The following is a 25,801-nucleotide window of genomic DNA, read 5'->3' on the forward strand; positions in this document are numbered from 1 at the left end:
TTTAAGGCATCATCGCTTAATTCATCTTCAGAATTTTCAAATCCTTTAACCTTTGTTAAAACCATTCTTATTGGCAATCCTTTTTCTTTCCAATTCTTAATATAATTCTCTGTATTTAGAGTTAAATACTGGGTATTTCCAAGAGTTTTTAATGCTAGGTCAGCTGCTAGAAAATCATAAGTTAATTCAGAAGGTAACTCTTTATGAAATGCTTGGTGTGGTAATACTAATTGTGTGTTGTTAAAATAAATGGTATTGTTAAATAATAGCGCATTGTCTTTTGCTTCTTGTCCTTCTAGCTTAATTGTAGTAACAATATCATTAGTGCCTTCTTCTTGACTAACTATTATTTCAATATCTTTTTTGGTTTTGATATGATTTTTAGACCAATCTAATAAGAGTAACTTACCTTTCCATTTCCCTAATAAAGTTTCTTCTGTAATCTCTGGGGCAAATACTTCATCTTGCTGCTCTTGTAAGATTAATTCATTTACTTGCGTATTTTCTGTATCCCTATCAGTACTTGCTGAACTTGAAATAGTTGTCTCAGTCTCTGTAAAGTTTGTTTCTAGTAAAGCGTTTGCCCTTGCAATATTTTTTTCAACACCATATCCGTTATAATAACAAACCCCCAACCAGTATTTTGCCATAGGATGTTCGCTTTTTAAAAACCATTTTACAGCTTTGTTATAATCTTGTTCAATGTTTCCAAAACCCTTTAAGTATAGATATCCTAAACTATAGGCAGCTTTGTCATTTCCTAATTTTGCGGCTTTCTTAAACCACTTTCTAGCCTTGTTGTAATTGAGTTTGCATCCTCTACCATACTTATATAAAACGCCAAGGTTGGTCATAGCCAATGCATTTTCTTGCTCAGAAGAAGCCCTATATAATTCAAAAGCCTTTGCGTAATTTTCTTCTGTTTTTTGTAAGTCGTAAATACTTCCTAATAGATATTGGGCATCTGCATTTCCTTTTTCAACGCAAGGAGTCAAGTATTTTATAGCTTTTTCTGAATTGGGTTTGATGTGCTCATTTCCATTTAAATAAAAGAGTGCAATGTTGTAGTTAAACTCACAGTCTAGTTCTTTTTCTTGAGCATGTATTCTAAATGTTAGAATACTAAAGGCAATGATTGCCAAGGTTACATTTTTCATAGTATAATTTATATTTATATATTAATAATTAGTTAAGTGTATTGTAAATACACTTAGCTTTTTAAAGGTTTCTATAATTTGAAAACTTAATTTTATGTGTTATGGAGAGATGAAAAGAAAATTCATAGCATTTTATATTTTTCCTTTCGTTGCAAATGTAACATTTTTATAAAAAATGAATAATTTTTAGATACTAAATTTTTGCTGTAAAAATAAAATGAATAAATAATTTAAAATTACGGAAACCCTTAGTTTGTCTAATAAATTTGATAAAAAGTTCTATTAGAAAAGAATATAATCCTAAGTTCGATTTAATTCAAAAAAACAAACCCTTTTAAGTACTCAACTTAAAAGGGTTTGTTGTTTGTGGAGACGCCGAGAATCGAACTCGGGTCCAAACAAGCAGCTCAAATGCTTTCTACATACTTAGTTCTGATTTAATTTTCGACTAAAAGCTGATTCAGAACCACCCACTTTTAGCTTATCTCCTTAAATTTCGAAAACCTATCGGAGTACTAAGTCTTCTATGTTTACTTTTACGATGCCCAAAAATGAAACGCCGTAAACCAAGGCTTTTCGTGGACATTTAGCTTGCACACCTAGTGTGCCGAGGCTCTATCTTACTATGATTCAGATTAAGCAGCTAAAGCGTAGTTATCTTCGCCGTTTAAAAAGTTGAAATAAGTTTTACGAGTTGTCATCTCACTCCTCGATATGCTTACATTATCACTGATCTTGCTGTCAAAACCAGTCGTCCCCAATATGTCAAAGAATTAAAATTATAACCGGCAAAAAGTATACCAATTATATGGGCGTTCGGGCAGGCTTTCGCTACTCGCTTTTGGTAAAATTCTTACCAAAGAGCTCAAACAAATCGCTCTATCCTTAACGCGGGCAGCAAATATATAAAAATACTATTTGTGCAGTAATTTTAAAACAAGTATTTTCGCAGTAAATGTTATAAAATATAACAATAAGCAAAAAATTGTTTAATTTTAATACAAACAAACAATGAAATTCGGAATCATAAGAGAACGTAAAAATCCACCAGATAGAAGAGTTGTATTCTCTCCAGAAAAATTGAAAGAGTTAAAAGAAAAATTCCCTGAAGCAGCCATAGCGGTAGAAAGTTCAGATATCCGAGTTTTTTCTGATCAAGCATACAAAAATGCAGGATTAGAAGTAACAAATGAAGTAGCAGATTGTGATGTGCTTTTAGGAGTAAAAGAAGTACCTGTAGATGCATTAATTCCAAATAAAAAGTACTTTTATTTTTCGCATACCATTAAAAAACAACCTTATAATCGTAAGTTGTTAAAAGCAATGTTAGAAAGAAACATTGAAATGTATGATCATGAAACTATTGTAAAAGAAAGCGGAGCACGATTAATTGGTTTTGGTCGTTATGCAGGATTGGTAGGTGCATATAATGGATTTAGAGCTTTAGGTTTAAGAGAAGGAATCTTTACTTTACCTAAAGTAGAAACTTTGGCAGATTTAGATGAGGTAAAAGCAGAATTGGATAAAATTACTTTACCTAACATCAAAATCTTATTAACAGGTACAGGAAAAGTAGCTTACGGAGCAAAGGAGATCTTAGATCATCTAAATATAAAACAAGTGAGTGATGCGTTATATTTAACAGCAGATTTTTCAGAGCCTGTGTATTGTATGGCAGATGTCATGGAGTATAACAAACGTAAAGATGGTAAAGTAGGAGAGAAGTATGCTTTTTATAATGATCCATCTGGGTATGAAAGCAACTTTATGCCATATGCAAAAGTGACTGATTTCTTTATAGCAGGACATTTCTATGGAGATGGAGCACCCTATTTATTTACAAGAGAAGATGCAAAACAGCCAGAATTTAAAATTAAATATGTTGCCGATGTGTCATGTGATATAGACGGACCAGTAGCCTCTACAATTCGTCCTTCAACTATTGCAGATCCTATTTATGGATATGACCCTCAAACAGAATCAGAAATCGACTTTAAAGATGAAAAGGCAATTACAGTAATGGCGGTAGATAACTTACCGTGTGAGTTACCAAAAGATGCCAGTGAAGGGTTTGGAGAGATGTTTTTAGAGCATGTAATTCCTGCTTTTTACAATAATGATAAAGACGGTATTTTAGAAAGAGCCAAGATGACTACAAATGATGGTAAATTAACCGAGCGTTATGCCTACCTTCAAGATTATGTAGACGGAAAAGAATAATAACCATTTTAATCCCGCTTTGGCGGGATTTTTTATAGCATGCTACCCAACAAACAGTTTTTAATAGATACTGCCAATATGAGAATGCCCTTTGGTAAATACAAAGGAACATACTTAATAGATATTCCAGAATACTATATGGTTTGGTATAAAAATAAAGGGTTCCCAAAAGGAAAACTGGGAGATATGATGGGACTGGTATATGAGCTTCAATTAAATGGACTAGAAGATATTTTAAGAAAAATAAGGGAATGATGCACATCATTCCCTTTTCCTTGTCTGAATATATCCCTTAATTTAATAAAGACAAGTTGTAAGTGATTCCCCCTGAATAAATAATCGAATCACCCAAGTTTCTTCCGTCAATAACTTTTCCAATACCAGCACTTAGTCCTAAGTTTGGTATAATTTCTTTATATACAGTTAATCCTACTCTGGCATAATCTACATCTGTTTCTGGGAAATTTCCAGTAAATGCAGGAGATCCAATGTCAACCCCTGTTTCAGAATTGTTATAGTCTGCCCAAGCTTCTACATAAATAAACTTACTAGCATATCCAATTTTTCCAGTAGTAACAAAAGAGTTTGGTACATTAAAATCACCTCTGTTTGGCATTAAATTGTTATCTGCATCTCCTCTTAAATTGTATCCTGCGTATAGTGTAGAGAAGAACCCGATATCTGTTTGTAAGTGTAGTCCTAATCTTAAATCTACTCCAAATCCACCGTTACCTAAAGATAAAATTCCTACAGGCTCATAGTTGGTTGGAATAACAATAGACCCAGCAGTTAAAATGCTTAAATCAGCTTTTTTAAATTGAAAGGTATAGGCGTTTAATTTTAAACCTAAGGTAATGTCTTGCAAACCAGAAATAGAAGTTTCTCCGTTTACAGGATCAGGAGCTCCGCTTGTATTTTCAGCTGAAATATAGGGTATGTTTACTACGGCCGATAAACGGTCTGTAATACCATACTTAGCAAATAAAGAAACAATGTTCTGATTGATTTCTCCATGAACAGGAACTGCATCTTGTTTAACATCTCCTAAATAAAACTTATCAAAATCACTTTTTGTAAAAGAAGCGGTGATTGAAAGATCACCTTTTTTTGGCATAAAGCCATCAAACATACCTTGTGCATTTAGGGTGGTAGTCATACCAAATCCAATACAAAGCATGCATACTGCTTGGGTAATTTTTTTCATTATGTAAATTGTTGATTTAATTTGATATCTGTCGATAAAAAGTATAATCATTACTCAGAAGAAAATGATTTAACATTATTTAACAATAAGAAAGGGATGTTTTTTGTGTACTTTTAAAACATGAAACCTGCCGAACTTTACATCTTAAATCAGCCCGAACCATTCAAGTCTATCTTACTTCATATTCAGCTTTTGATAGAAAGTACATTTCCAGAAACAGAGTTACAATACAAGTGGAAAATACCTGTATACTATTTAAATGGGAAGCAGTTGTGTTATTTAAATGCTTCGCATAAAAAAGGATATGTGGATGTTGGCTTCTGGGCAAAGAATCGCTTAGATGCATATAGCCCTTATTTGGTTTCTGAAAACAGAAAACTTGTCAAATCGCTTCGATATACTTCGGTAGAAGAAATTGATAGTGAAATTATGGTTACTATACTAAAAATTATAGGATCTTAACTTTGTACTCCAAGGCTAGTTCATTGTTAATATAAATATGTAAACTAGTATCACGTTTAGGGTTTTTAAAGTAAATATCTGTAGTTTGTTCTTGTTTATTATCAATTCTAGCATCATAGATTTTATCGTCGTGTAAATAAGAATATCTAATGTTATCTACGTTTGGAAGTTTCTTTATGCTAAGACGAATTTTTTCTTTTTTATTGATAACAATTTCACCAACGGTTGGTTTAATAATTTCAATATTGCTTTTTAAATAAGCGTTCTTAAAAAACGGATCTAAACAAAACTCCTGAAGATTTTTTTGATCCAAATAGGTGTTCCATTTAGAATCGGTTGCAAAATGAGTAAGTTTTATGAAGTCTTTGCTAGCGTCAAAATAATCTTGATTAAACTTTTTTTGCCAAACGTCTTTATACATATAACCTGATCCAAATGTCAAATCCATAAGAAGCCAGCGATTGTCAATTTTTACAGAATTCCAAACATGGTTTTTGGTTTTAGGAATATAACCAATATCTCTAAAAGAGGTTCTTGTGTATCCATAAATTAGTTCATTAGGAATATCCATTAAGTTGCAAATCCTTTGAAAAAGATATGCATAACCAGTACATAAACCTTTTCTTGCTTCAAAAGTACTTTGTGCAACTTCTTTAATTTTTCTCCTTTTAATCCAATCTAAATCGTGTTCATCATTGTATGCAATAAATTCAGGATGGCGCAGTAGACTAGAATTAAACAACATGTAGTCATACTTAATATTTAATCCAATCCAAGTGTAAATAGCTCTTACTTTTTCTAGATTACTATTTTTAAAATCGTAATTTATTTTTTGAGCAAGTTGCTCTATGGTCTGTATTTCAGGATAATACTTTATGATTTGGTCAACCTTCTTAAAGTCTTGAGAAAAAGAAAGTTGATTCGATAAACAAAAGAATAATATTAGTAAGATCTTTTTCATTTTTCAATATTTTAAAAAACAAAATACGAAAAATTACTGAATTAAGAATTCCAACATAACCTCTCTATCTATTAATACAAATAACTCTTGCGCTTCTTCTGGAGGGTTTATTGTAAGCGTGGTAATATTATTAGTACGAACTATTTTAGGTTGTATAGCAAATTGATATCCCATAAAGCCAACCATTATATGTTGATTGGCGGCTATATTTCCTAGTTTAATCTTTACTTCATTATTTCTTGAAGTAAGTATACCTTTTTGAGGAGAAACTAGTTTTACCGTTGAGTTTAAAAAACTACTAGCATAAATAGGTTGATTGTAAAAATCATCAAGGGTCATACGTCCAATTCGTAGTTGCCAAAGTTTACTTTCAGGAAAATGTGTTTTAAAATGTTTGTCTTTCGGAATATTGTAGTAATATGGATTGAAACTTCGTTGCCATTTACCATTCATAATTGCACCTGCTGCCCAGGTAGCATCTATAAACCTCCATTGATTATTAATCTTTACAGCGTTCCAAGCATGATTTGTTGAATTTCTAGGTCTATTAATTTCTGTTGATGAATTACGTATATAGCCTTTAATAACTTCGTTTTCAATATTTAGTAAAGAACATATTTTAGCCAATGTCTGTGCATATCCTTCACAAACACCTTTTCTACTTCGAAGCGTTTCTCTAACAATATTATCTTTAATCTCTCTAATTTTTTGAAGACGTTCTGCTTCATCACGATAACGAAAACTAACCCGTTTGTTTTTAGGATTATAAAATTCCTCTAAATCGTATCGAATGTTTTTAGTGATCCAGTAAAAAGCTGCTTTTAATTGATTTTCTTTCGAAGAAAAGTCCCGAGCAATATTTTTTGCTAGGTTCTCAGCAGAGATGAGTTTAGGATACGTGGCTACTTTTTCGCTGACTTCAGAGAAATCTTGAGCAAATAAAGTAAAAGAGGTAAAAAAAAGGAAAAATAAAAGTTGCTTCATGTTGTATAGTTATGCATAAGAAACAACTTTTATCCTCAAAAATTGTGCCTATAAGTTATTTATAGCTTTACGAATGGTAACTAAATTACCTAATACCTTTTCTAAGTGGTCTAAATGCAACATGTTAGCACCGTCAGATTTGGCATTAGCAGGGTCAAAATGTGTTTCCATAAATAATCCGTCTACATTATTAACAACACCCGCTCTAGCAATAGTTTCAATCATATCTGGTCTTCCTCCAGTAACTCCACTAGATTGGTTTGGTTGCTGTAAAGAATGTGTTACGTCTAATACCGTAGGAGCAAATTGACGCATGGTAGGAATTCCACGAAAATCAACAATCATATCTTGGTATCCAAACATGGTTCCCCTATCGGTAATCCATGCTTTATCATTCCCTGCATCATGTACTTTCTTAACAGCATGTTGCATGGCTTCTGGACTCATAAATTGTCCTTTTTTTAAGTTAACCACTTTACCAGTTTTAGCAGCAGCAACAACTAAATCAGTTTGACGAACTAAAAAAGCAGGAATTTGTAATACATCTACATATTGAGCAGCTTTTTCAGCATCAGATACTTCATGAATATCAGTAACCGTTGGAACGTTGAAAGTTTCAGAAACTTTACGTAAAATCTTTAATGCTTTTTCATCACCAATACCTGTAAAACTATCAATTCTACTTCTGTTAGCTTTCTTAAAACTCCCTTTAAAAACGTAAGGAATTTCTAATTTATTGGTAATCTCTATAACTCTTTCAGCAATACGCAATGCCATATCTTCACCTTCGATAGCACACGGACCCGCTAATAAAAAGAAGTTGTTAGAATTTGTATGTTTTATATTCGGAATAAGATTTAAATCCATCAGTAAAAATTTTGAACAAAATTAAGAAATTAAATTGGCTATCTTTAAGCTTTGAAATTAAATAAACATCATGAAGAAAATAATTCTGTCAATTGCAGTTTTAGGAACATTGGCTTCCTGTGCTCCAACTAAAAAGGAGCAATCAAAAGAACAAACCAAAGAGGAAAAAGAGGTTGTAATAAAAGAAGCAGTAAAAATAGATTCTGCTACTGTAAGAAAGCATCTATACACTTTGGCTTCTGATGAAATGGAGGGGAGAAAACCTGGGACAGAAGGAATGGAAAAGGCAACCAAATATATTGAGCAAGAATATAAGAGAATAGGATTAAAAACCTTTGATACTTTAAAAACCTATCGTCAAAATTTTACTCATAATGGAATTGAGATGAGTAATATTATTGGAGTTTTAGAAGGGAAATCTAAAAAAGATGAGTATGTAATCGTATCAGCACATCACGATCATTTAGGAATGAAAGAGAGTGGAGAAGGAGATCGTATATTTAATGGAGCAAATGATGATGCTTCAGGTGTGGTTGGAGTATTGGCATTGGCGGAGTACTTTGCTAAAAAAGGAATGAATGAACGAAGTATTGTTTTTGTTTGTTTTACCGCCGAAGAAATGGGCTTAGTAGGATCTAAGTATTTTGGAAAAGATATTGACGCATCAAAATTTGTAGCAGGAATTAATTTAGAACTAATAGCAAAAGAACCTAAAACAGGACCAAAAACAGCTTGGTTAACAGGTTTTGATCGATCTGACTTTGGAAAAATAATTCAAAAGAATTTAGAAGGAACTGGTTATAAGTTGTTTCCAGATCCATATCCTAAATTCAATTTATTTTTTAGATCAGACAATGCTTCTTTAGCAAGATTAGGAGTTCCTTCGCATACTTTTTCTACAACACCAATCGATATTGATGCTGATTATCATAAAGTTACTGACGAAGCAGAAACTTTAGATATGGGAGTTTTAACAGAAACTGTTAAGGCGGTTGCTAAAGGAACCGAAAGTATTATAAACGGAGTAGATACGCCTACGCGAGTAGTAATTGAAGAGTAAAAAAAACTAACATATACGTTAAAAAAGGGGTCGCATTGCGACCCCTTTTTATGGTCTATTTAAAATAAGTGTTAAGGTTTTTAAGGATGTGTTAAAATAATCATAAAAAAATATTATATTCGCAATGTTTAAAAATTAATCCCTTCATCATGAAAAAAACACTTTTAAGTCTAGCAGTATTGCTAGCAGTGGTTTCTTGTTCAGATAATGAGTCTGTAGATGTACGAGAAACACAAGCAGAAATTCTTTCGAAAAAAGAAATTAATCAAAAAATTGAAACTTCATTAAAACAAACAGGTGACTTTAAATGGACTGAGCAAGAAGCAAACGTTATTTGGAGTGCAGTAAAACATGGAGAAGATATTTTAACTGTTGGATATGGAACTTCTAAAGATAACTTTGCAAGAAGTGCAGAGGCTGAGAATATTAAAGATCAGTTAATTAATTTAATTCAAGACTTAGAAGGTACTTCTGCAAAAGGCAAGAAAGAAATTTATGTGGACGAAACTATTAACTACATTGATATAAAAGTATCAAACAAAGCTACCATAGAAGCATTACAAAAAGATAGTAGAGTTCGTTATATTGAGCCTAGTGGCTATGACTTTTTTACGAGTAACTCAAATGCTCAAGAACGTTCAAGTTCTTCTGGAGGTTCAGGTTGTGGATATGCAGGAGTTGTAAACGCAAGTGCTGATTATAGAACTGTAGCCCCAGGAGCAAGAGTTCCTTGGACTTTCGATAAGCATAATATTCCTCAAGCTTGGAATCATAGTACAGGAGCAGGAATTTCTGTTGCAATTATTGATTCTGGTTTATCTCCAGAACAAAAATGGATGAACCAATATTTTAATGATGGATATTCTTCAGGAAGATTTGTTCAGAAGTATGGAACATTCGTTGATTCTTGGTGGGCTTGGTCTAATAATTATGATGGAGTAAATGATAAATGTGGACACGGAACAAGTATGGCTGCTGTAGCTACGGCACCAAGAAATAATGATAACTTGCCAGTTGGAGTAGCCTATAACGCAAACTTAGTAAGTTATAGAGCTGTAGAAAATGTTGTGATCAACGATTATCACGAAAAAAGAGGAATCGTAGAAGCTTTAACAGCATTAGCAAATAGAAGTGATGTTAAAGTAATTTCGATGTCGTTAGGATATCCATTTAGCATAGGAAACGTGTCTGATGCAGTTAAGTATGCACACAGTAAGGGAAAAATGATTTTAGCTGCTGGAGGAACATCAACTTCATTTACAACTTGGTATGGAGTAATCTTCCCTGCTAGTATGAACGAAACTGTAGCGGTAACAGGAATAAAAGAAAATAGTTATTCTAAGTGTGATGTTTGTCATACTGGATCTAAAATAGACTTTACAGTACAAATGCAAAGAACAAATGGAACTGATAATAAAGTACCAGTATTAAGTTATTATAATGGTCAGTCTAACTATGTAGGAGGATCTTCTGTAGCAACAGCTACAACGGCTGGAATTGCGGCACTAGTTTGGTCGAAGCACCCAACTTGGACACGTGATCAAGTATTACAAAAAATGAGAGAATCTGCTGATTTTTATCCAAGTAAACATTCAGAATATGGATATGGAAATATTGACGCTTTAAAAGCTGTTCAATAAAATCAATTAACTAATCTTACAAAAGCCTCGAAGTTATTCGAGGCTTTTCGTATTTTTATTGGGTATAGTTTTTGATTCAACATTTTAAAATAATAAACATGAAATATTTTAAACTTTTAGGAATTCTTCTTTTGGTAGGATGTGCATCGGTAAATGTAGTTTCAGATTATGATTCAAAAACCAATTTTAAACAGTATGCTACATTTTTATTTTATGAAGATGCAGGAAAAGGATTGAATGAATTGGATGTAAAAAGAATTGAAAGAGAGATTGTGTCAGGTTTAGAGTCTAAAGGAATGCGTGTTAATGAAGCACCAACCATGTATGTAAATATTGTTTCTGAAGAAAGAGTTTCAGAGAATAGAAATACAATTGGAGTAGGTATTGGAGGAGGAAGAAATGTTGGTTTTGGTATTTCCGGAGGAATTCCTATTGGAGGTAGAAAAATTCAACAACAACTAGTAATTGATTTTGTAGATGCTAAAACAAATGAGTTGATTTGGCAAGGAATTGCAAATACAGAGGTAAAAGAAAGAACTTCTCCTGAAGAAAGAGAGCAACATTATAAAAAAGTAATTCACAAAATTCTAGAACAATATCCACCCAAAAAGCCTCAAAATTAATTTGAGGCTTTTTTTAACAACTACACACTACTAAGTCTAATCTAGCAATACTTTTTGGGAGATTTTTCTCCAGTCAACTATTTTAAAATTTTGCTGTAGACTATCTTTATTTTGAGTATTTGCTCCATCTTGAGCAATGAATATTCCTTTAGGATACTTACTTCCGAAGTTTTTAGAGCTTACGTCAATTCCATCAGTATCATAGGTCCCATCAATAAGTCCATCTTTTAAAGAAAAACTATTGATGTATTTATTGGTAATTCTATCTATAATAGCATAACTATTATTACCTTGAGAGGAAAGAATAAGGTATCCTTTACCGTTTCCAGCATCATATAAGGTAACTCCTTCAAAGTCTGAAGTCATATTTTTATCACGAGTACTAATTACTTGCGTAGCTTCAATTGAGGCTTCTGGTTCGGCATCAAACTTCCAAAGCGCAGTATCTTCTTCTCCTATATATACTTTTCCATAAAAATCATCAGCTACAATACCTTCTCCTTGACTTTTCAAAGCAAAAGATCTAACTAATGTAGCATCGATTTTACTATTACTTTCAAACAATTCCCATTGTTCAATTCCACCTTCTTTACCTACTATAAAAACATAGATCTTATTAGTCTTTGCACTTTTGTACATTCCTAATCCATATACTTCGTTAAGATTAGATTTGATTGGTCTTGCTGCAACTTCTTCTAATTCACCAGTTGGTTTAACAATTAAAACAGAAATGGTATTTGTGGTTCTATTACTAGCAGTTACAACAGATACTTTTGTTCCGTTTAATGTGAATCCATCTCTAATGTCTACGTTGTTTACACGACCTATTTTATATGAGTATAAACGTTCTCCTTCTAAACTATATACTTCTAATCCCTCTTTTTTATTAGTACCAATAATAGTCGATTTAGAAATGTCTATAGGGTTAATCCAAACACAAGGATCATCCGCAGCATCATCAAAAGAGGTTACCGGTGTTGTTTCTGCATCGGCAGTCAAAGCAATAATAGTTGAGGTTGGTGTTTGAGGAGCTGCTTTCTTTTCTTTTTTACAAGCAACAAAACCTGCACAAACGATAAGTATTTTAAAAATATGCTTCATCATTAAAAATTGTATTTAATACCAATGTTCCAGTTATAATCGTAGAATTCAGCTTGTCTAGTTTGATTTTTGGTTCCTTGGTAAAAGCGTAATTCTTGATTGGTTAAATTCTTTGCTTCTGCGTAAATACGTAAGTTTTTAGTAATGTTATAAGCAGCATTTACATCTAAGAATAATTGTTGATCGTAGAATGAATCTGTAAATTTATCTTTTCCATATTCAAAGATATAGTCATCGGCAAAGTTTAGAGAAGCCCTTACAGATAGTTTTGCTGTTTCATAGGCTAAAGAACCGTTGAACATATTTTTTACAGCTCCTGCTAATGGGAGTCCTTTTTCTCTACCAACAATTCCGTCTGTTTTAGAATCTGTAAAAGTATAGTTTCCGTAAACTGTTAAGTTTCTTAAAAAGCTAGGTAAGAAGTTTAATTTACGTTGTAGAGCTATCTCAAATCCATAAATTTCAGCACTTCCTCCATTAAATGGTCTTGTAACATCGTATATTTCTGTATTGGTTCCAATAGTAATAGATTCTCTTGAAATAGAGTTATATATAAACTGATCGATGTCTTTGTAAAATAAACCGGCAGAAATAATACCTACATTGCTAAAATAATGTTCAAACATCAAATCGAAATTCATAGATTCTGTAGGATTCAAGTTTGGATTTCCATATTCAGCCTCTAAATCATCACTATTGATATTTCTATATGGTACTAAGTCGAAGTAATTTGGTCTGGCGATAGTGTTGGTCCAAGCTGCTCTAAGAAGCGTATTCTTATTTATTTTATACTTTGCATGTAAGTTTGGTAACCAATTAATGTAAGAGTTGCTTCCCGAAGTTGTAGTTACTTCTTCCTCTTCAATTTTTAAGTCAAAACCACTATAATCAATGGCAGTTTTTTCAGCTCTAACTCCAGCAATAATAGAGAAGTTTTCTCCAAGCTTTTGATTTAACATTCCATAAAAAGCATAAATGTTTTCATCAGCATCATAGTTGCCAGGAACATATTCATCTAAAACAGCTTCACCATTAGTTAAATTTAGACTTCCTAAGAACTCTCTAGAGGTAAATAATCCAGATTTATAGTTGTCTCCAGCTAAATAACCATTAACAGTATAATCTACGGTAGTAGTTAAATTCATGGTAGGAAACTGGCTTTCTAAATCATATTCAAAGAAGTTATTATCTCGTATTTTCTCTTTGTATTTGTGTTTAAATCCAAATTTAAGCTCATTTTTATAATCTCCTGTAGCATTTACCGGAATTAAAACATCAATATTCGAACTCATTTTACGTTCTCTAGTAAAACGTTTTTCTTGAGTTACTTCATCATAGACAAATTTTGTTGGATCGTTAAAATCATTATTTGTAGGAATTAATGTCGGAAATTTTGCTCTTGAAAAATCTTGTCTTACTTCGATATCATCATTTTCAAAACGGATATAACGCTCATTTGGACGTTCTTCTTTGGCTTGCGAAACTCCTGTCTTCCACAATAATTTTACATTTCCAAAGATTAAGTGTTCTCCTCCAATAGATAGTTTGTAAACACTTTGTTTTTCTAAACGAGTATTATCATTAGTACTGTTGTTAATTCCTCCTTTTGTTTGACGACGTACTTCTGCTTTTGAAATTCCACTAGCATCTGGAGCATCAATTTTTCTAAAACGCACACGATACCTGTTTTCAAAATCTTTTCGTTGATTGTACATTGATTTAAAAAAGAACGTATTGTTTTGATCAACGTTTAAGTCAAAATTAGCAGAAAGACTTAAACGGTTTCTTTTTACATCATATCTTCTAATATCATGCTCTCCTAAATAGCTGTTTCCGTTATCGTTTTCCCATTCAAACTCAACATTATCAGATCCATATTCGTTAGAGTTGTATGAAGCATTCAACACATAACCTAACTTTTTATTAAAAGCTCTATTGGCTACTAAACCAGAAAAGTTATAGTTAGGAGTATTTCTTACAGGATTTTGACCATAGGCACCGGTTAAAAAGGCTCTAAAGGTACTTGGAGCCGATCGTGTAATTAAATTTACTGAACCTCCAATAGCATCTCCTTCCATATCTGGTGTAACCGCTTTGTTAACCTCAATAGTTTGAATCATATCAGAAGGAATTAAATCCATTTGAACTCTTCGATTATCTCCTTCAGCAGAAGGTATTCTGTCTCCATTTAAAGTAACAGAGTTTAATTGAGGAGCTAGACCTCTAATGATAATATCTCTCGCTTCTCCTTGATCATTTTGCATTGAAATACCTGGTACACGTTTTAAAGCATCTCCAATATTAGCATCTGGAAATTTTCCTACTTGATCTGCCGAGATGATATTGGTAATATTGGCTTTGTTTTTTTGTTGGTTTAAAGCTTTCGCTTGACCTTTACCAATACTACCTTTTATAATTACTTCATCTAACTTATCTGTTTTAGGTTGTAATGAAAAGTCTTTAAGAGAAGTCCCACCATTAATAGAAATGGTCTCTTCAATATCTTGGTACCCAATAAATGTTACGGTTATCTTATGAGTTCCCTCTGGTAAATCAATCAGTTCGTAATATCCGTTAAAATCACTTGGAATTCCTATTTTAAGTGATGGAATTAATACAGTTGCACCTGGTAAGGGTAAGTTGTTTTCATCCAAGATTCTTCCTCTTAGACTAGATTTGTCTTGAGCATATCCCCATATACTTATTAGACAAATAACAAAAAGTAGTAGTTTTTTCATTGTATATTTTAATTGATGTAGAATTATTCTGGGCAAAATTATCTATGAAAAATGGCAACTGTATTTGGATATTGTTAGTAAATAATTATAAAACGTTGAGGAAAAGATTAATAAGTTGTTAATCTGTTTAATATTCTGTAATGTTTTGTTTAATTTTAGTTAATCTAAAAATTACATTTAAAAAACATAGGGCATGCCATACAATGAGTTTTTATCTGATAGAATAGCACAATTTTTAAAAGAGCAACATGTAGCTTTTTATGAAAAGAAAATGTTTGGAGGTTTGTGTTTTATGGTAGATGAAAAGATGTGTGTAGGAGTGAATAGGGATGAAGTAATGCTTAGAATTAACCCAGAAATTTATGAAGAGTCTTTAACTAAAAAAGGATGTAAAGAAATGAATTTTACTGGTCGTCCAATGAAAGGCTTTGTGTTTTTAACGGATGAAGCTACCGATTTGGATGAAGATTTACATGCATGGTTAACATTAGCATTGGAATATAATCCTTTGGCAAAATCAAGTAAAAAAAAGAAAACCTCCCAATAAGGAGGTTTTATAAAAATATTGTTGTTTGATTTAGAATTGATAACGAATTCCTAAACCAAAGTCAGATTGAAATCCATCGTAAAAACCGCTAAATCCAATTTCTGGGCGGTAATCTAATGAAATTACTACAGGGATATCAAAGTTATATTCAATACCAATTACCCCAGCACCAAAAATAGCCGAATTACCACTTGCAGAAGCAACACCACCACCAACACCAGCAAACCAGTTAAATTGAGGTTCTAATTCCCAAACCCATTGGTATAATCCAGTAGCTTTAAAAGCACTTCCTTCTCTAAAACCTAAGTCTATTTCAAGTCTGTTATGATCACTTAGTTTTCTTTGGTAAGAAATTTCTCCACCAAAACCATTATTGTCTCCAAAACGAACTCCAATAGCATTGTCAGAGATTTCTTGTGCGCTCATTGTAAAAGCTGCTAGAAATAAACCTAAGGTTAAAAATAATTTTTTCATGTTCTTGATTTTTATGTTACGCTAATATATCAACTATTATTCCATTGTATTTAACGATTTAATAAAAATAATAGTATTTCAAGAGGGTACCGTTGCCCTCGTATATTTTACCACTGGTCATAATTCTGATAGTTAAGCTCTGAAGTCTAGCTAGTTTTGAATTAAAATTCTAAACAAATTAATTATGATTAAAATATTCAAAATCTTATTTATTACCTTATTCTTCTTAAGCTGTAAAACAAACCAAAAGGATAAAGAAACCATTATAACGACAGATGTCGATAATTTTTGGAAAGCATATGATCAAATTAAAACAACCAATGACTCTACCAAACAAGCAACTTATTTAAAGGAATTGTTTTTAGAAAAGGGAACACCTGGCTTAAAAGGGATTATGCAGGCAAGAAGGTATACTGTAAGTTCTTATTTGACAGCGATACAAAAATACCCTAAGTTCTGGGAAAGCTTGCGTGCTAATACCTCAAAAGTGAATAGTTACAAAGAGGGAATCAACAAAGGAATTCAAAGCTTCAAAAGTCTTTATCTAAAGGCGAAACCAGCAAAAATATTTTTTACTATAGGGGCTTTTAAAACAGGAGGCACTACTATAGAGAATAAAGTTTTGATAGGGTCAGAAATAGCCTTAGGAGATAAAACTGTAGTTACTTCTGAGTTAAAAGAGGATTTTCCGAATTTACCAAGGTATTTTAAAACAAATATACCAGAGGAAAGCATTGTATTCGGAAATGTACATGAGTATGTACATACACAACAAGATACTACCATTGGAAACTCATTGTTATCTAAAACCCTTATAGAGGGAGTAGCAGAATTTGTTGCAGAGAAAGCGTTAAACATATCGTCTCCAAATGAATCTATTATATATGGAAAAGAAAATGATGAGAAAATTAAACAAGCTTTTGTAAAAGAAATGTTTACTAAGTATGAAATTCGATGGTTCTGGAGTAATACCAACAATCAATTTAAAGTAGGTGATTTAGGATATTATATAGGCTATGCGATTAGTAAAAAATACTATGAGCAAGCAAAAGATAAAAAGAAAGCCATTGAGGAGATGATAGAACTTGATTATTTAGATGAGGATGAACTGTATGATTTTATTGATAAATCGAAGTATTTTGATAAGTCGATTGTTGGTTACTATAAAGAGTCAGAAGAAAAAAGACCAAGAGTTATTGGGATTGAAGAATTTGAAAACAATTCAAAAAATGTAAATTCAAACATTAAAACAATGACTGTTGAGTTTTCTAAAGAAATGGATGGTGGATTGGTAAATTTAAGGCTAGGGCCCTTAGGGGAGGATAACTTATTACAAGTAACAAACAATTTGGGTTGGTCTGAAGACAACAGGAAAATTACTTTTGAAGTGATGCTTAAACCAAATTTAAGACAACAGCTGTTAATAACAGATATATTTCGATCTAAAGATGGATATTTATTAGCACCATATTTGGTTGATATCACCACAGAATAAATACATTTACTATTTGAATAGCCTTTCAGTTAAGTTAATAATAAATAGACACTAAAAATGAACTATTTTTTTTCTAAAAAAGCAATACCAAATTACGCAGTATGGGCAATTACATTATTATCGTCATACGTAATGAAGATTAGTGATTTAGGGAAAGGTAAGGAGCTTGTTTATTATTTGATTTTAGAATGTTTGGTTTGGTTTTTTGTAGGAGTGCTTTTAACAGGAGTAATTCAAATAGGTTTAGAGAAATTAGCTTCTAATAAGAAACTTGGAGTTCGCATTTTATATCTCATATTACTAATGTTTCTTGCATCCGTGGTATTTAACTATGTATTTTGGCCTATTATAGACGTTTTGCATGAATACTTTATTAAAAGGCCAAGTTACCATGGTAAGTTTGCAACTCGTGTTTTTAATTGGTTGAATTGGATTATTTGGTTTGTGTCATTCACGGCTTTTAAACTTACTTCAGAAGTAAAAGAGGAAAAGCTGAGGAGTAGTATGTTGGAAACTTCTTTAAAGGAGTCACAACTTAATACATTAAAAGGACAAATAAATCCACATTTTATGTTCAATAGTTTAAACAACATAAGAGGATTAATGCTTGAAGATGCAAATAAAGCAAGAGAGATGTTAACCTCTTTATCTGAAACATTGCGATATGCTTTAACACAAAATACTATTACTTCAATTGCCTTAGAAGATGAATTGGAAATGGTGGAAAAATATATAGATCTTTCTAAAATTCAATTAGAAGATAGGTTGGTATATAAAACAAAGATTGACGCATTATCATTGCATGTTCAAATACCACCAATGCTGATTCAAATGTTAGTTGAAAACGCTATAAAACATGGGATATCCAATTTAAAAGAAGGGGGAAGGGTAGCGGTATCAACCAAAATAATTAAGAATAGCTTATGTATTAGTGTTACTAATTCAGGAGTATTAAAAAATAAGGATACTGGTACACAAGTGGGACTAGAAAACATAAAAAGAAGATTGGATTTGTTATACGGAAACAAGGCCGTTTTTAGTTTAAAAGAAGTAAACAATCAAGTAGAAGCAATTGTAGAAATTCCATTGTCATGAAACAGTTAAAAGCCGTTATTGTAGAAGATTCTCGTTTGGCAAGAAATGAGTTAAAAGAGTTGTTAAAAGAGCATACACAGATAACATTGATTGGTGAAGCAGAAAATGTTGATGAGGGGTATGAGTTGATTACGGCAAAAAATCCAGATGTATTGTTTTTGGATATAAACATGCCCGAAAAAAACGGATTTGATCTTTTAGAAATGTTAGATGAAGTGCCTATAACGATTTTTACAACCGCTTTTGATGAATATGCCATCAAATCTTTTGAGTATAATGCTTTCGATTATTTATTAAAACCGATCAATTCGAAGCGATTTTCTAAAGCTATTGAAAAAGTAACAGAGCAATTTCTTGAAGATAATAAGAAAGAAAAAAAGTCTGCTAATAAGTTAAGTCCGGATAAACAGATTTTTATAAAGGAAGGAGAACGATGTTGGTTAGTGAAAATTGAAAACATTAGCGTATTTGAAATCGTTGGAAATTATACGCGTGTATTTTTTGAAAATCACAAACCTTTAATATATAAATCACTGGTTCAGATTGAAGAGAAACTACCAGAATCTTTGTTTTTTAGAGCAAATAGACAGCAGATTATAAATATAAACCATGTTAAAAAAGTAGTGGCTTGGTTTAATGGAAAGTTAAAAGTAGAAATGCAATCTGGAGAAGAAATAGAAATCTCCAGAAGGCAATCCTATATTTTTAAAGAGCGTTTAAGTTTATAAACACTTTTACTTTACTGTAATTCGAGTTCCTTTACTATGACTACTGAACTCTGGGGCATACATATTTTGAATGGTAGTAATACCATTACTAAAATCACCTGCATTGTTTACTCTTACATCATATTCAAAAACATATACTCCTTTAGGTAAATAATCAAAGAAGAAATTTGTAGCAGCATCTTTGGTGCTTTGGTAATACCCTAAACCATCTTGCCATTTATATTGAGATAATACATCAACCGGCTCAACACCAGATGCACGCATATCTTTCATATGAATGAACTCCATATTTCGGTCACTTTGCAATACAATTCTTACCGTAAGTAAATCACCAACTTTTAAAGAAGTAGTATTCGTAATTTCAACTAGTTTTTTACCGGTATCTGAATTTACTTTTTTAAAGAGCTTCTTCTTTAATTTCAACGGGGTTTCTGCTGAGGTAATTTTATCTAAATCTTCAAAATATTGCCAGTAAACACCACCCCAAGCAATGCCTTTATTTTTCTTGGTAAGCGTAATTTCAGCCATTTCAGGTTGAATTTCACTTCCATTCCAACTGGTTTTGAAATACCCAGTACCAGCTTCTACTTTTATATCTTCTATTTTTGAAGGATCAATAATTTTGTTTCCTAAGGAAACATCCACCATATCTGTGATAGAAATCCAATCAGAACCTTGTAATAATAAAGCATATACTGCTTCTGTAGTAGCTTTGGTAGTTTTCCACTGACTTACTTGTTTGTTTTTTAGTAGCCAAATTTTAAGATTATCAACTGTCTTGGTATCGTTTTCAATTTCTGAAAAAGCTTCAATTAAAAGTGCTTGTGTTTCAATAGGTGCTTGATACCAACGCCAATTAGGTTGGTTGCTTTTCCAATACATCCCAAGCTCATCTGAAGTAATACTTGTTTCTTTTAATGATTTTAGAATTTTGTTAGTAATACTAGGATCACCATTTCTATGTTGAAATAAAGCTATTTGAGCTTTTCCATAGAGATTAAAATCTTTCCAGAACTTTACCGCTTGGTTTCTGTAATAGGCAATAGCCTCTTTGGTTCCTTTTTCAATAGAAACATTTTTAAAAAAGCTTCGCATGTATAAATACTGAAGTTGGAAATTACCAATATGTTTTTGATTTAAATATTTTTCAGCCTTTGTAGCTCCCTCTTTTTTTCTAATCTTATCGGCTTCTTTTATTACTCGCTTATATTGTTCAAGAACTTCTACATCTAAAAACTGAATGGCTTTTTTGATCATTCTAGTTGTCTTATTATCAAAATCCTTAACACTTAAGTGTTGTAAATGTCCAAAACCAGTAGCAATATGATTGGTAATATAGGCATTCGGATATCTACTACCTTTAAACCAAGGAAAACCTCCATTATTCATTTGAAAATCGTACAGCTTGTTAAGTGTTTTTTGCTGCTTGTTTTTCATATGGTTTAAATCAAACAATAAGGCAATACGCTTTTTTTGCTCTGTTTCAGATTGGGCATCTCTTAGCCAAGGAGTTTCTTGTATAATAAGAGATTTCAACTCTTCGTTTTTCTCTAAATTACTTAACAGAGCCTCTGAAGATTTCCAAGAGTTGAATACTTCTTGAATTCTCGGATTTTTATTGGCAATATAACTTGCCAAAGTATTTGCATAATAACGAGCAAATGTTTGCTCTGAACACTCATATGGGTATTCCATTAAATATGGAAGTGCTTGTACAGCGTACCATGCTGGATTTGATGTAACTTCCAGTGTTAGCTTATGATTTTTTAAGCTCGATGAGGTGTTGTTTTTTAATTTATCTAAGCTAAATGTTTTTGTTTGATTGCTACGAACCCAAATAGGTAAGGTTTCTGTAACCAGCATTCTGTTCGATAAAACTGGTAAAGCATTTTGCTCTCCATCTGAAAAATCACCGGCTTTCGCAACAACTTGATATTGTACTGCCTGTATAGTTTCTGGAATACTTAAATTCCAAGAAACATTGGTGTTTCCTTTTTTGTCAACAACAAAGCTTTGTTGCGATTGAGTATTTCCTAGATTAACATCTATTGATTTTCCAGTAAGAGCATCTGTCAAAATTAACTGTGCCAACCCTTGTAGTTTTTTACCAGACAGATTGCTGATTTTAGAACTGATGGTAATTTTATCTCCTTCTCTTAAAAAACGTGGTGCATTAGGAGTTACCATTAGCTCTTTTTGTGTAACAGCTTCTAAAGTTTCTACTGCCGAATGTAATTCTTTTGTATGTACTAATAATTGTACTTTCCACTTGGTTAAGGTTTCGGGAGCTGTAAAATTGAAAGAAACATTACCATTAGTATCTGTGGTTAAATGCGGATAGAAAAAAGCAGTTTCTTGCAAGTTTTTTCGAATTTGAATTCCTTTTAAAGGATCTCTTTTTTGTTCTTCTATTTTTTTAGCCAAATTAGTATCGTAAGCAAAAGCAGATTCTTCATCTTCAATTTCTTCAGAAGCAACGTTTTCTGGTGTCCATCCTCCAGTAGTTTTAGCCATTGCTGGAGCGGATGCTCTTCCTCTTATTCTAATATTTTTATTCGTATTGCCATAAGCAGTAATTACTACTTCATCTAAAGTATTACTTGATTCCATTCCAATAAAAAGTTCTTTGAAGTTGCCAACTGTTCTTTCTATTGTTTTCGTTCCAACAAGACTAAAAACAAGTACATCTCCTTTGTTTACTTTTATAGTAAACTTTCCATCAAAGTCAGTTTCGGTTCCGTAATTGGTACCTTTGATAACTACGGTAACACCTGGTAAAGGACCAGTTTCATCTTCAACAATACCAGATATGGTTCCTTCAAAAGAAGTTCTTTGAATAGATAGATTTCTTAAATATTCTCTGTTTGTCAACCTATTATTCGTAAAACTAAAACCAAACCAATTCAAACGATCATAACTTTGATTTGGCATTCCATGGCTTCGTTTATTTTTTAGATAGTTTTCAATTCTAAAATGTGTGTTTCTAAAACTTTGGTTTGCAGAAGCATTGCTATAGGTATGATAAATAGGTCTTTGAATCGGATTAAAACGCCATTGGTGTGATTTAAATTGATCTAAAGAAGCATCATACATACCAGCTAATAATTCGGCAGTAAGCTTATCTTTTTGAGTTCCTTTTATAGTAAAACTCCAAGTTTCTTTAGCTCCAGGTTGTAACTTGTCTCTAAACGTTTTAGTGATAATATTTAAATCTGTTTTTGGATAAGGAACCGCTATACTCAATGCACCTTGTTCAAATGAGTTATAATTGGTAAAATAATAGGTAATTCCAAAGCCTCCAATATCATCTTTGGTAACAGGAATACGAATAGTTTTACTGTTTTTATTTAGTTTGATATAGTAAGAATCAACAATTTGATGTTTCTTTTCAACAAAAAGCATCACTGTAATATCTTGTGAATTGGTACTCACCGTTATGTTAGCAAACTCTCCAGGTTGATAGTCTTTCTTATCTGCTTTTACCTGAACAATTTTATTGTCAATAGGAAGGTTGTCTTTTATTGAATACACAGAAAAGAAATGTTTGTCAGTTACTTCTTGATTGAATTTATCTGTTGCAAGTAATTCAACTACATAGTTCCCAGAACTCCATTTTTTAATATTTCTTAATTGAATTTCTTTTTCTTTGGCAGTATTAAATTTAGTCTCAAAAACTAACTTGTCTTTTTCCCATTGTAGCGGATTATCTTCATTTTGGTATGCTTCATTCGGAAACTTACTGGCAAATTCTTCTTTTGATATAATTTGATAGTCTGGAGATTTCCAAGGTCTTTTTCTTAAAGGGTTTTTAGGAGCTTGTAATTTGTAAATCTTAATAGTTCCATTCGCTGGTACAAATTCATCATTCAAGTTTTTTGTATTGATCTTAAGTGTATTGTTTCTAATAGATTTATCAATGGTTTTTTCCATTTCAATAGCTGCTATTAAGCTATGATACCCTACTTTTACTAAAGTTGTTGCACTGCGAGTTTCACCATTAATATCAGTAACATCTGCCGTAATTTCATAAGTAAAAACAGGAAGGTTTTCTTTTGAAACACTTTCATCCGCTAATGCTTTAAATTTTATAGAGAAATTACCAGAAGTATCTGTGGTACTTTCTCCAAAGTTAATTTCTTGTGGTTCTGAAATAAAACTTGGTCTATACCAATACCACCATCGTGGGTACTGTACTTTTCTGTGTACTCTATAAACTACTTTGGCGTTTGTTATATTGGCACCAGAATAAGCTTTAGCAAAACCATTAACTGCAATACTATCGTTTACCTTATAAGCTTTGGTAATAGGTTTAAAATCCGTTTCAAATTTTGGACGTTTATACTCTTCTACAGAAATCTGAGTAGTATGTGTTCTATCATCAATTGCTGCTTCAATAGTGAAGCTTCCAGTTAAACCTGTATTAGGAATAATTAACGTGCTAGAGAATGAACCGAAATCATTGGTTTTTAAGTCAAAAGTTTTTAGAACCTGATGGTTTACATCTCTAAAACGAATCGTAACTTTCTTATTTTTTAGAACTTCGGATGTAGTTTTAAAGGTTTTCATGGAAATTCCTTTAAAGTGAATAGTTTGTCCTGGTCTGTAGATACTTCTATCAGTAAATAAAAAGGTTTGAATGTATGAATTAAACGAGTCGTTGTTTTTGTATCGTTTGTTTAAATAAAAACGTTCCAATATAGCTGTGTCGTCTTTATATCGTACAGTAGCTTTTACATTATAATAATAACTACTAGGATTATAGGTGAATTCTCCGTTGCTATTCGTCGTAAAAAGCTTATTTAAAGTTTTCTCATGTCGACCTCCTCTGTTGACAAATCTTATAGTAGAGCCCTCTATAGGTTCACCTGTATTTCTATTAACTACTTGATAGGTTTTTCTACCGTTATTCTCTCTTGAAATCAAAGCTAAATTAGTTACTTGAATAGTAGCAGTACCCATAATTGCTTCTTCAAGGTTTTGAGAGGAAGAAGCCATCAATAGATAACTCCCAATAGGAAGTTTTGGAATAATAACTTCACTTTTATGTTGTTGATAGTCTTTTTCATCTTTTAAATTAGAAGACCATGATTTCACTTTATCTAATTGCTGAATGATCTTGATTTTTTCTTTCTTTTGATAACTTTCGTTAAACTTTTTTAGCTGAGATAGTGATATTTTATACGCACTAAAATAAATCTCGTTAAGGTTTTTATATGTTATCAAAGTTTTTGAAAATTTGTTTGAAGGAATGTGTTCTTCAGTTATTAATTGAACTGTTTTTTCTAGAATTTTTCTTTTTAAATGCTCGCACTTAAAAGCTCCTTTGCTTTCTGAAAACTGATTGATAATATCGTTGCAAATAGTTAATGCTTCTTTATTTTTAAAACGATATACATTGTTTTTTTTAGGTTGATATGTATTTGCCTGTTCGTTATAAATTTTAGCCACTTCAAAAGCGTACAGCCCAGAAAGCTCATTGCCTTTTAGTTGGTTTTGTGATGTGATTAGTGTTTTTAGTAAAACTTCTTGTTTCTCATTTAAAACAGCATGTTTATTGATAAATTGCAAACGATGCAAATCAACATCTACAAGCGCTCTCTTATTATTTTTGATGTGAAAACGAATTAAATCTTGATAGATTTTTAAAGCATTGAATTGAAGTGATAGAGAATCTTTACTTTCTAATGTTAGCGTGCTAAAAGTTATGGCGTCGCTAAGATATTTTTTATCGTTAAGTTTAAATTGATACGCTGGTTTGGTAATATTAGTCTCAGATGTTTTATAAAAATCTAAGGCATTATGAGCTAAAAAATCGTACAATGTTGGTCTGTACTTTTTAGAACCTTTTACAAGATTAAGAATGTCTGAAAAGGTATAAATATCAATTTGTTGTAATTGGGCTTTATTTTCTAACGATTTTTGGAAGTTTAGGTGAATTTCTTCGAAGAGTGTATTCAAATCCCAAGTTCTAAAATCTTCTTTAGTAACTTTCTCTTTTGTTTGTGTTCTATTATAAAATTTCCATCTGTTCTGATTGAAATATTGCCAATAGAGATTGGCTAGAATATTTTCTAAAACATTAGTTGTAGGAAACTCACTTTTGTTAATATGTTTTTTAAACTGTTCAATTATTTTTAGTTGTGCATCTTCTTCTAGCGTCAAAGAAAACTTACTCTTGTACAACAAGGTTTTTACCAATTGTGGTGTGTTTTTTTCTTTTTCCGCTTTGGTATAAATCTGTTCAACAACGTTTAAAGCAGATTTAGGCAAGTTTTCTAACTCAAATTTGTGAACTTTATCCCACAAGTTTTTGTAGTTTTCTTGGGCGTTTACTAAAGTTGAAAATAAAATCATTAACAGTATTGATGTAAATTTTTTCATAACCTGGTTCATTTAGGTGTTCAAATCACTTAAAATTAAATCTATAGAACAATTATAAGTTTGT

The 25,801-nt window shown here is 31.9% G+C and carries 19 protein-coding genes and 1 other RNA gene; 10 read left to right on the forward strand and 10 right to left on the reverse strand.

Annotated elements, in window-relative coordinates; genetic code table 11:
• Together Q0873_RS00005 and ssrA are read right to left on the reverse strand one after the other, a co-directional pair.
• The coding region (locus tag Q0873_RS00005) for a tetratricopeptide repeat protein (RefSeq protein ID WP_299103642.1) at positions 1–1,157 on the reverse strand (1,157 nt) is incomplete at its 3' end.
• A 364-nt stretch (positions 1,158–1,521) separates the two neighbouring features.
• Positions 1,522–1,916, reverse strand: a transfer-messenger RNA (tmRNA) gene (gene ssrA / locus Q0873_RS00010).
• Between the two features lie 252 nt (positions 1,917–2,168).
• On the opposite strand from ssrA, the gene Q0873_RS00015 reads away from it, so the two are divergent.
• Both Q0873_RS00015 and Q0873_RS00020 read left to right on the forward strand, forming a co-directional pair.
• Entirely contained in the window at positions 2,169–3,377 is a 1,209-nt protein-coding gene (locus tag Q0873_RS00015; RefSeq protein WP_299103643.1) for an NAD(P)-dependent oxidoreductase, read from the forward strand.
• A gap of 39 nt (positions 3,378–3,416) precedes the next feature.
• Entirely contained in the window at positions 3,417–3,632 is a 216-nt protein-coding gene (locus Q0873_RS00020) for a DUF3820 family protein (RefSeq protein WP_299103644.1), read from the forward strand.
• A gap of 37 nt (positions 3,633–3,669) precedes the next feature.
• On the opposite strand, the gene Q0873_RS00025 is transcribed toward Q0873_RS00020, so the two are convergent.
• Positions 3,670–4,581, reverse strand: a complete 912-nt coding sequence (locus tag Q0873_RS00025; protein ID WP_299103645.1) for a transporter — start codon at positions 4,579–4,581, stop codon at positions 3,670–3,672.
• A gap of 120 nt (positions 4,582–4,701) precedes the next feature.
• On the opposite strand from Q0873_RS00025, the gene Q0873_RS00030 reads away from it, so the two are divergent.
• Positions 4,702–5,043 carry a DUF1801 domain-containing protein gene (locus tag Q0873_RS00030; protein WP_299103646.1) on the forward strand — a complete coding sequence of 114 codons (342 nt, stop codon included), beginning with the start codon at positions 4,702–4,704 and terminating at the stop codon, positions 5,041–5,043.
• Here the strand turns inward: Q0873_RS00030 and Q0873_RS00035 are convergent.
• The 3 genes from Q0873_RS00035 to kdsA are packed head-to-tail and all read right to left on the reverse strand — an operon-like array spanning position 5,030 to position 7,855.
• Positions 5,030–6,004 carry a transglutaminase domain-containing protein gene (locus Q0873_RS00035; protein ID WP_299103647.1) on the reverse strand — a complete coding sequence of 325 codons (975 nt, stop codon included), beginning with the start codon at positions 6,002–6,004 and terminating at the stop codon, positions 5,030–5,032. The two genes, Q0873_RS00030 and Q0873_RS00035, sit on opposite strands and share 14 nt — an antisense overlap.
• 33 nt (positions 6,005–6,037) lie before the next feature.
• The gene (locus Q0873_RS00040; protein WP_299103648.1) at positions 6,038–6,988 is read right to left on the reverse strand and encodes a transglutaminase domain-containing protein; all 951 of its coding nucleotides are present in this window, start codon (positions 6,986–6,988) and stop codon (positions 6,038–6,040) included.
• A gap of 48 nt (positions 6,989–7,036) precedes the next feature.
• Positions 7,037–7,855: a 3-deoxy-8-phosphooctulonate synthase gene (gene kdsA, locus Q0873_RS00045; protein ID WP_299103649.1), complete on the reverse strand. Its 819-nt coding sequence runs from the start codon at positions 7,853–7,855 to the stop codon at positions 7,037–7,039.
• A gap of 70 nt (positions 7,856–7,925) precedes the next feature.
• On the opposite strand from kdsA, the gene Q0873_RS00050 reads away from it, so the two are divergent.
• From Q0873_RS00050 to Q0873_RS00060, 3 genes are all read left to right on the forward strand, one after another.
• Positions 7,926–8,915, forward strand: a complete 990-nt coding sequence (locus Q0873_RS00050) for a M28 family peptidase (RefSeq protein ID WP_299103650.1) — start codon at positions 7,926–7,928, stop codon at positions 8,913–8,915.
• Between the two features lie 149 nt (positions 8,916–9,064).
• On the forward strand, positions 9,065–10,555 hold the full coding sequence (locus Q0873_RS00055) for a S8 family serine peptidase (protein WP_299103651.1): 1,491 nt from the start codon (positions 9,065–9,067) through the stop codon (positions 10,553–10,555).
• 98 nt (positions 10,556–10,653) lie between these two features.
• A complete protein-coding gene (locus Q0873_RS00060) occupies positions 10,654–11,178 on the forward strand; it encodes a DUF4136 domain-containing protein (RefSeq protein WP_299103652.1) in 525 nt (174 codons plus the stop codon).
• Positions 11,179–11,214: 36 nt separating this feature from the next.
• Here Q0873_RS00060 and Q0873_RS00065 read toward each other — a convergent pair whose 3' ends face one another.
• Together Q0873_RS00065 and Q0873_RS00070 are read right to left on the reverse strand one after the other, a co-directional pair.
• Positions 11,215–12,282, reverse strand: coding sequence for a phytase (locus Q0873_RS00065; RefSeq protein WP_299103653.1), 1,068 nt, complete (start codon positions 12,280–12,282; stop codon positions 11,215–11,217).
• Complete coding sequence (locus Q0873_RS00070; RefSeq protein ID WP_299103654.1) at positions 12,282–15,017, reverse strand: TonB-dependent receptor; 2,736 nt, start codon at positions 15,015–15,017, stop codon at positions 12,282–12,284. The genes Q0873_RS00065 and Q0873_RS00070 overlap by 1 nt, the downstream gene beginning before the upstream one ends.
• Positions 15,018–15,210: 193 nt before the next feature.
• Between Q0873_RS00070 and Q0873_RS00075 the strand changes: the two genes are divergently transcribed.
• Complete coding sequence (locus Q0873_RS00075; RefSeq protein ID WP_299103655.1) at positions 15,211–15,564, forward strand: TfoX/Sxy family protein; 354 nt, start codon at positions 15,211–15,213, stop codon at positions 15,562–15,564.
• A 30-nt stretch (positions 15,565–15,594) separates the two neighbouring features.
• Here Q0873_RS00075 and Q0873_RS00080 read toward each other — a convergent pair whose 3' ends face one another.
• The gene (locus tag Q0873_RS00080) at positions 15,595–16,038 is read right to left on the reverse strand and encodes a hypothetical protein (RefSeq protein WP_299103656.1); all 444 of its coding nucleotides are present in this window, start codon (positions 16,036–16,038) and stop codon (positions 15,595–15,597) included.
• Between the two features lie 184 nt (positions 16,039–16,222).
• Between Q0873_RS00080 and Q0873_RS00085 the strand changes: the two genes are divergently transcribed.
• From Q0873_RS00085 to Q0873_RS00095, 3 genes are read left to right on the forward strand one after another with little or no spacing between them, the layout of a single operon-like run.
• A complete protein-coding gene (locus Q0873_RS00085; protein ID WP_299103657.1) occupies positions 16,223–17,533 on the forward strand; it encodes a hypothetical protein in 1,311 nt (436 codons plus the stop codon).
• A 57-nt stretch (positions 17,534–17,590) separates the two neighbouring features.
• Positions 17,591–18,628, forward strand: coding sequence for a histidine kinase (locus Q0873_RS00090; RefSeq protein WP_299103658.1), 1,038 nt, complete (start codon positions 17,591–17,593; stop codon positions 18,626–18,628).
• Positions 18,625–19,356 carry a LytTR family DNA-binding domain-containing protein gene (locus tag Q0873_RS00095; RefSeq protein WP_299103659.1) on the forward strand — a complete coding sequence of 244 codons (732 nt, stop codon included), beginning with the start codon at positions 18,625–18,627 and terminating at the stop codon, positions 19,354–19,356. Before Q0873_RS00090 ends, Q0873_RS00095 begins: the two co-directional genes overlap by 4 nt.
• Positions 19,357–19,362: 6 nt before the next feature.
• Here Q0873_RS00095 and Q0873_RS00100 read toward each other — a convergent pair whose 3' ends face one another.
• Positions 19,363–25,737, reverse strand: coding sequence for an MG2 domain-containing protein (locus Q0873_RS00100; RefSeq protein WP_299103660.1), 6,375 nt, complete (start codon positions 25,735–25,737; stop codon positions 19,363–19,365).
• Between the last annotated feature and the right edge of the window lie 64 nt (positions 25,738–25,801).

Source organism: uncultured Tenacibaculum sp., assembly GCF_947498805.1.
GTDB lineage: Bacteria > Bacteroidota > Bacteroidia > Flavobacteriales > Flavobacteriaceae > Polaribacter.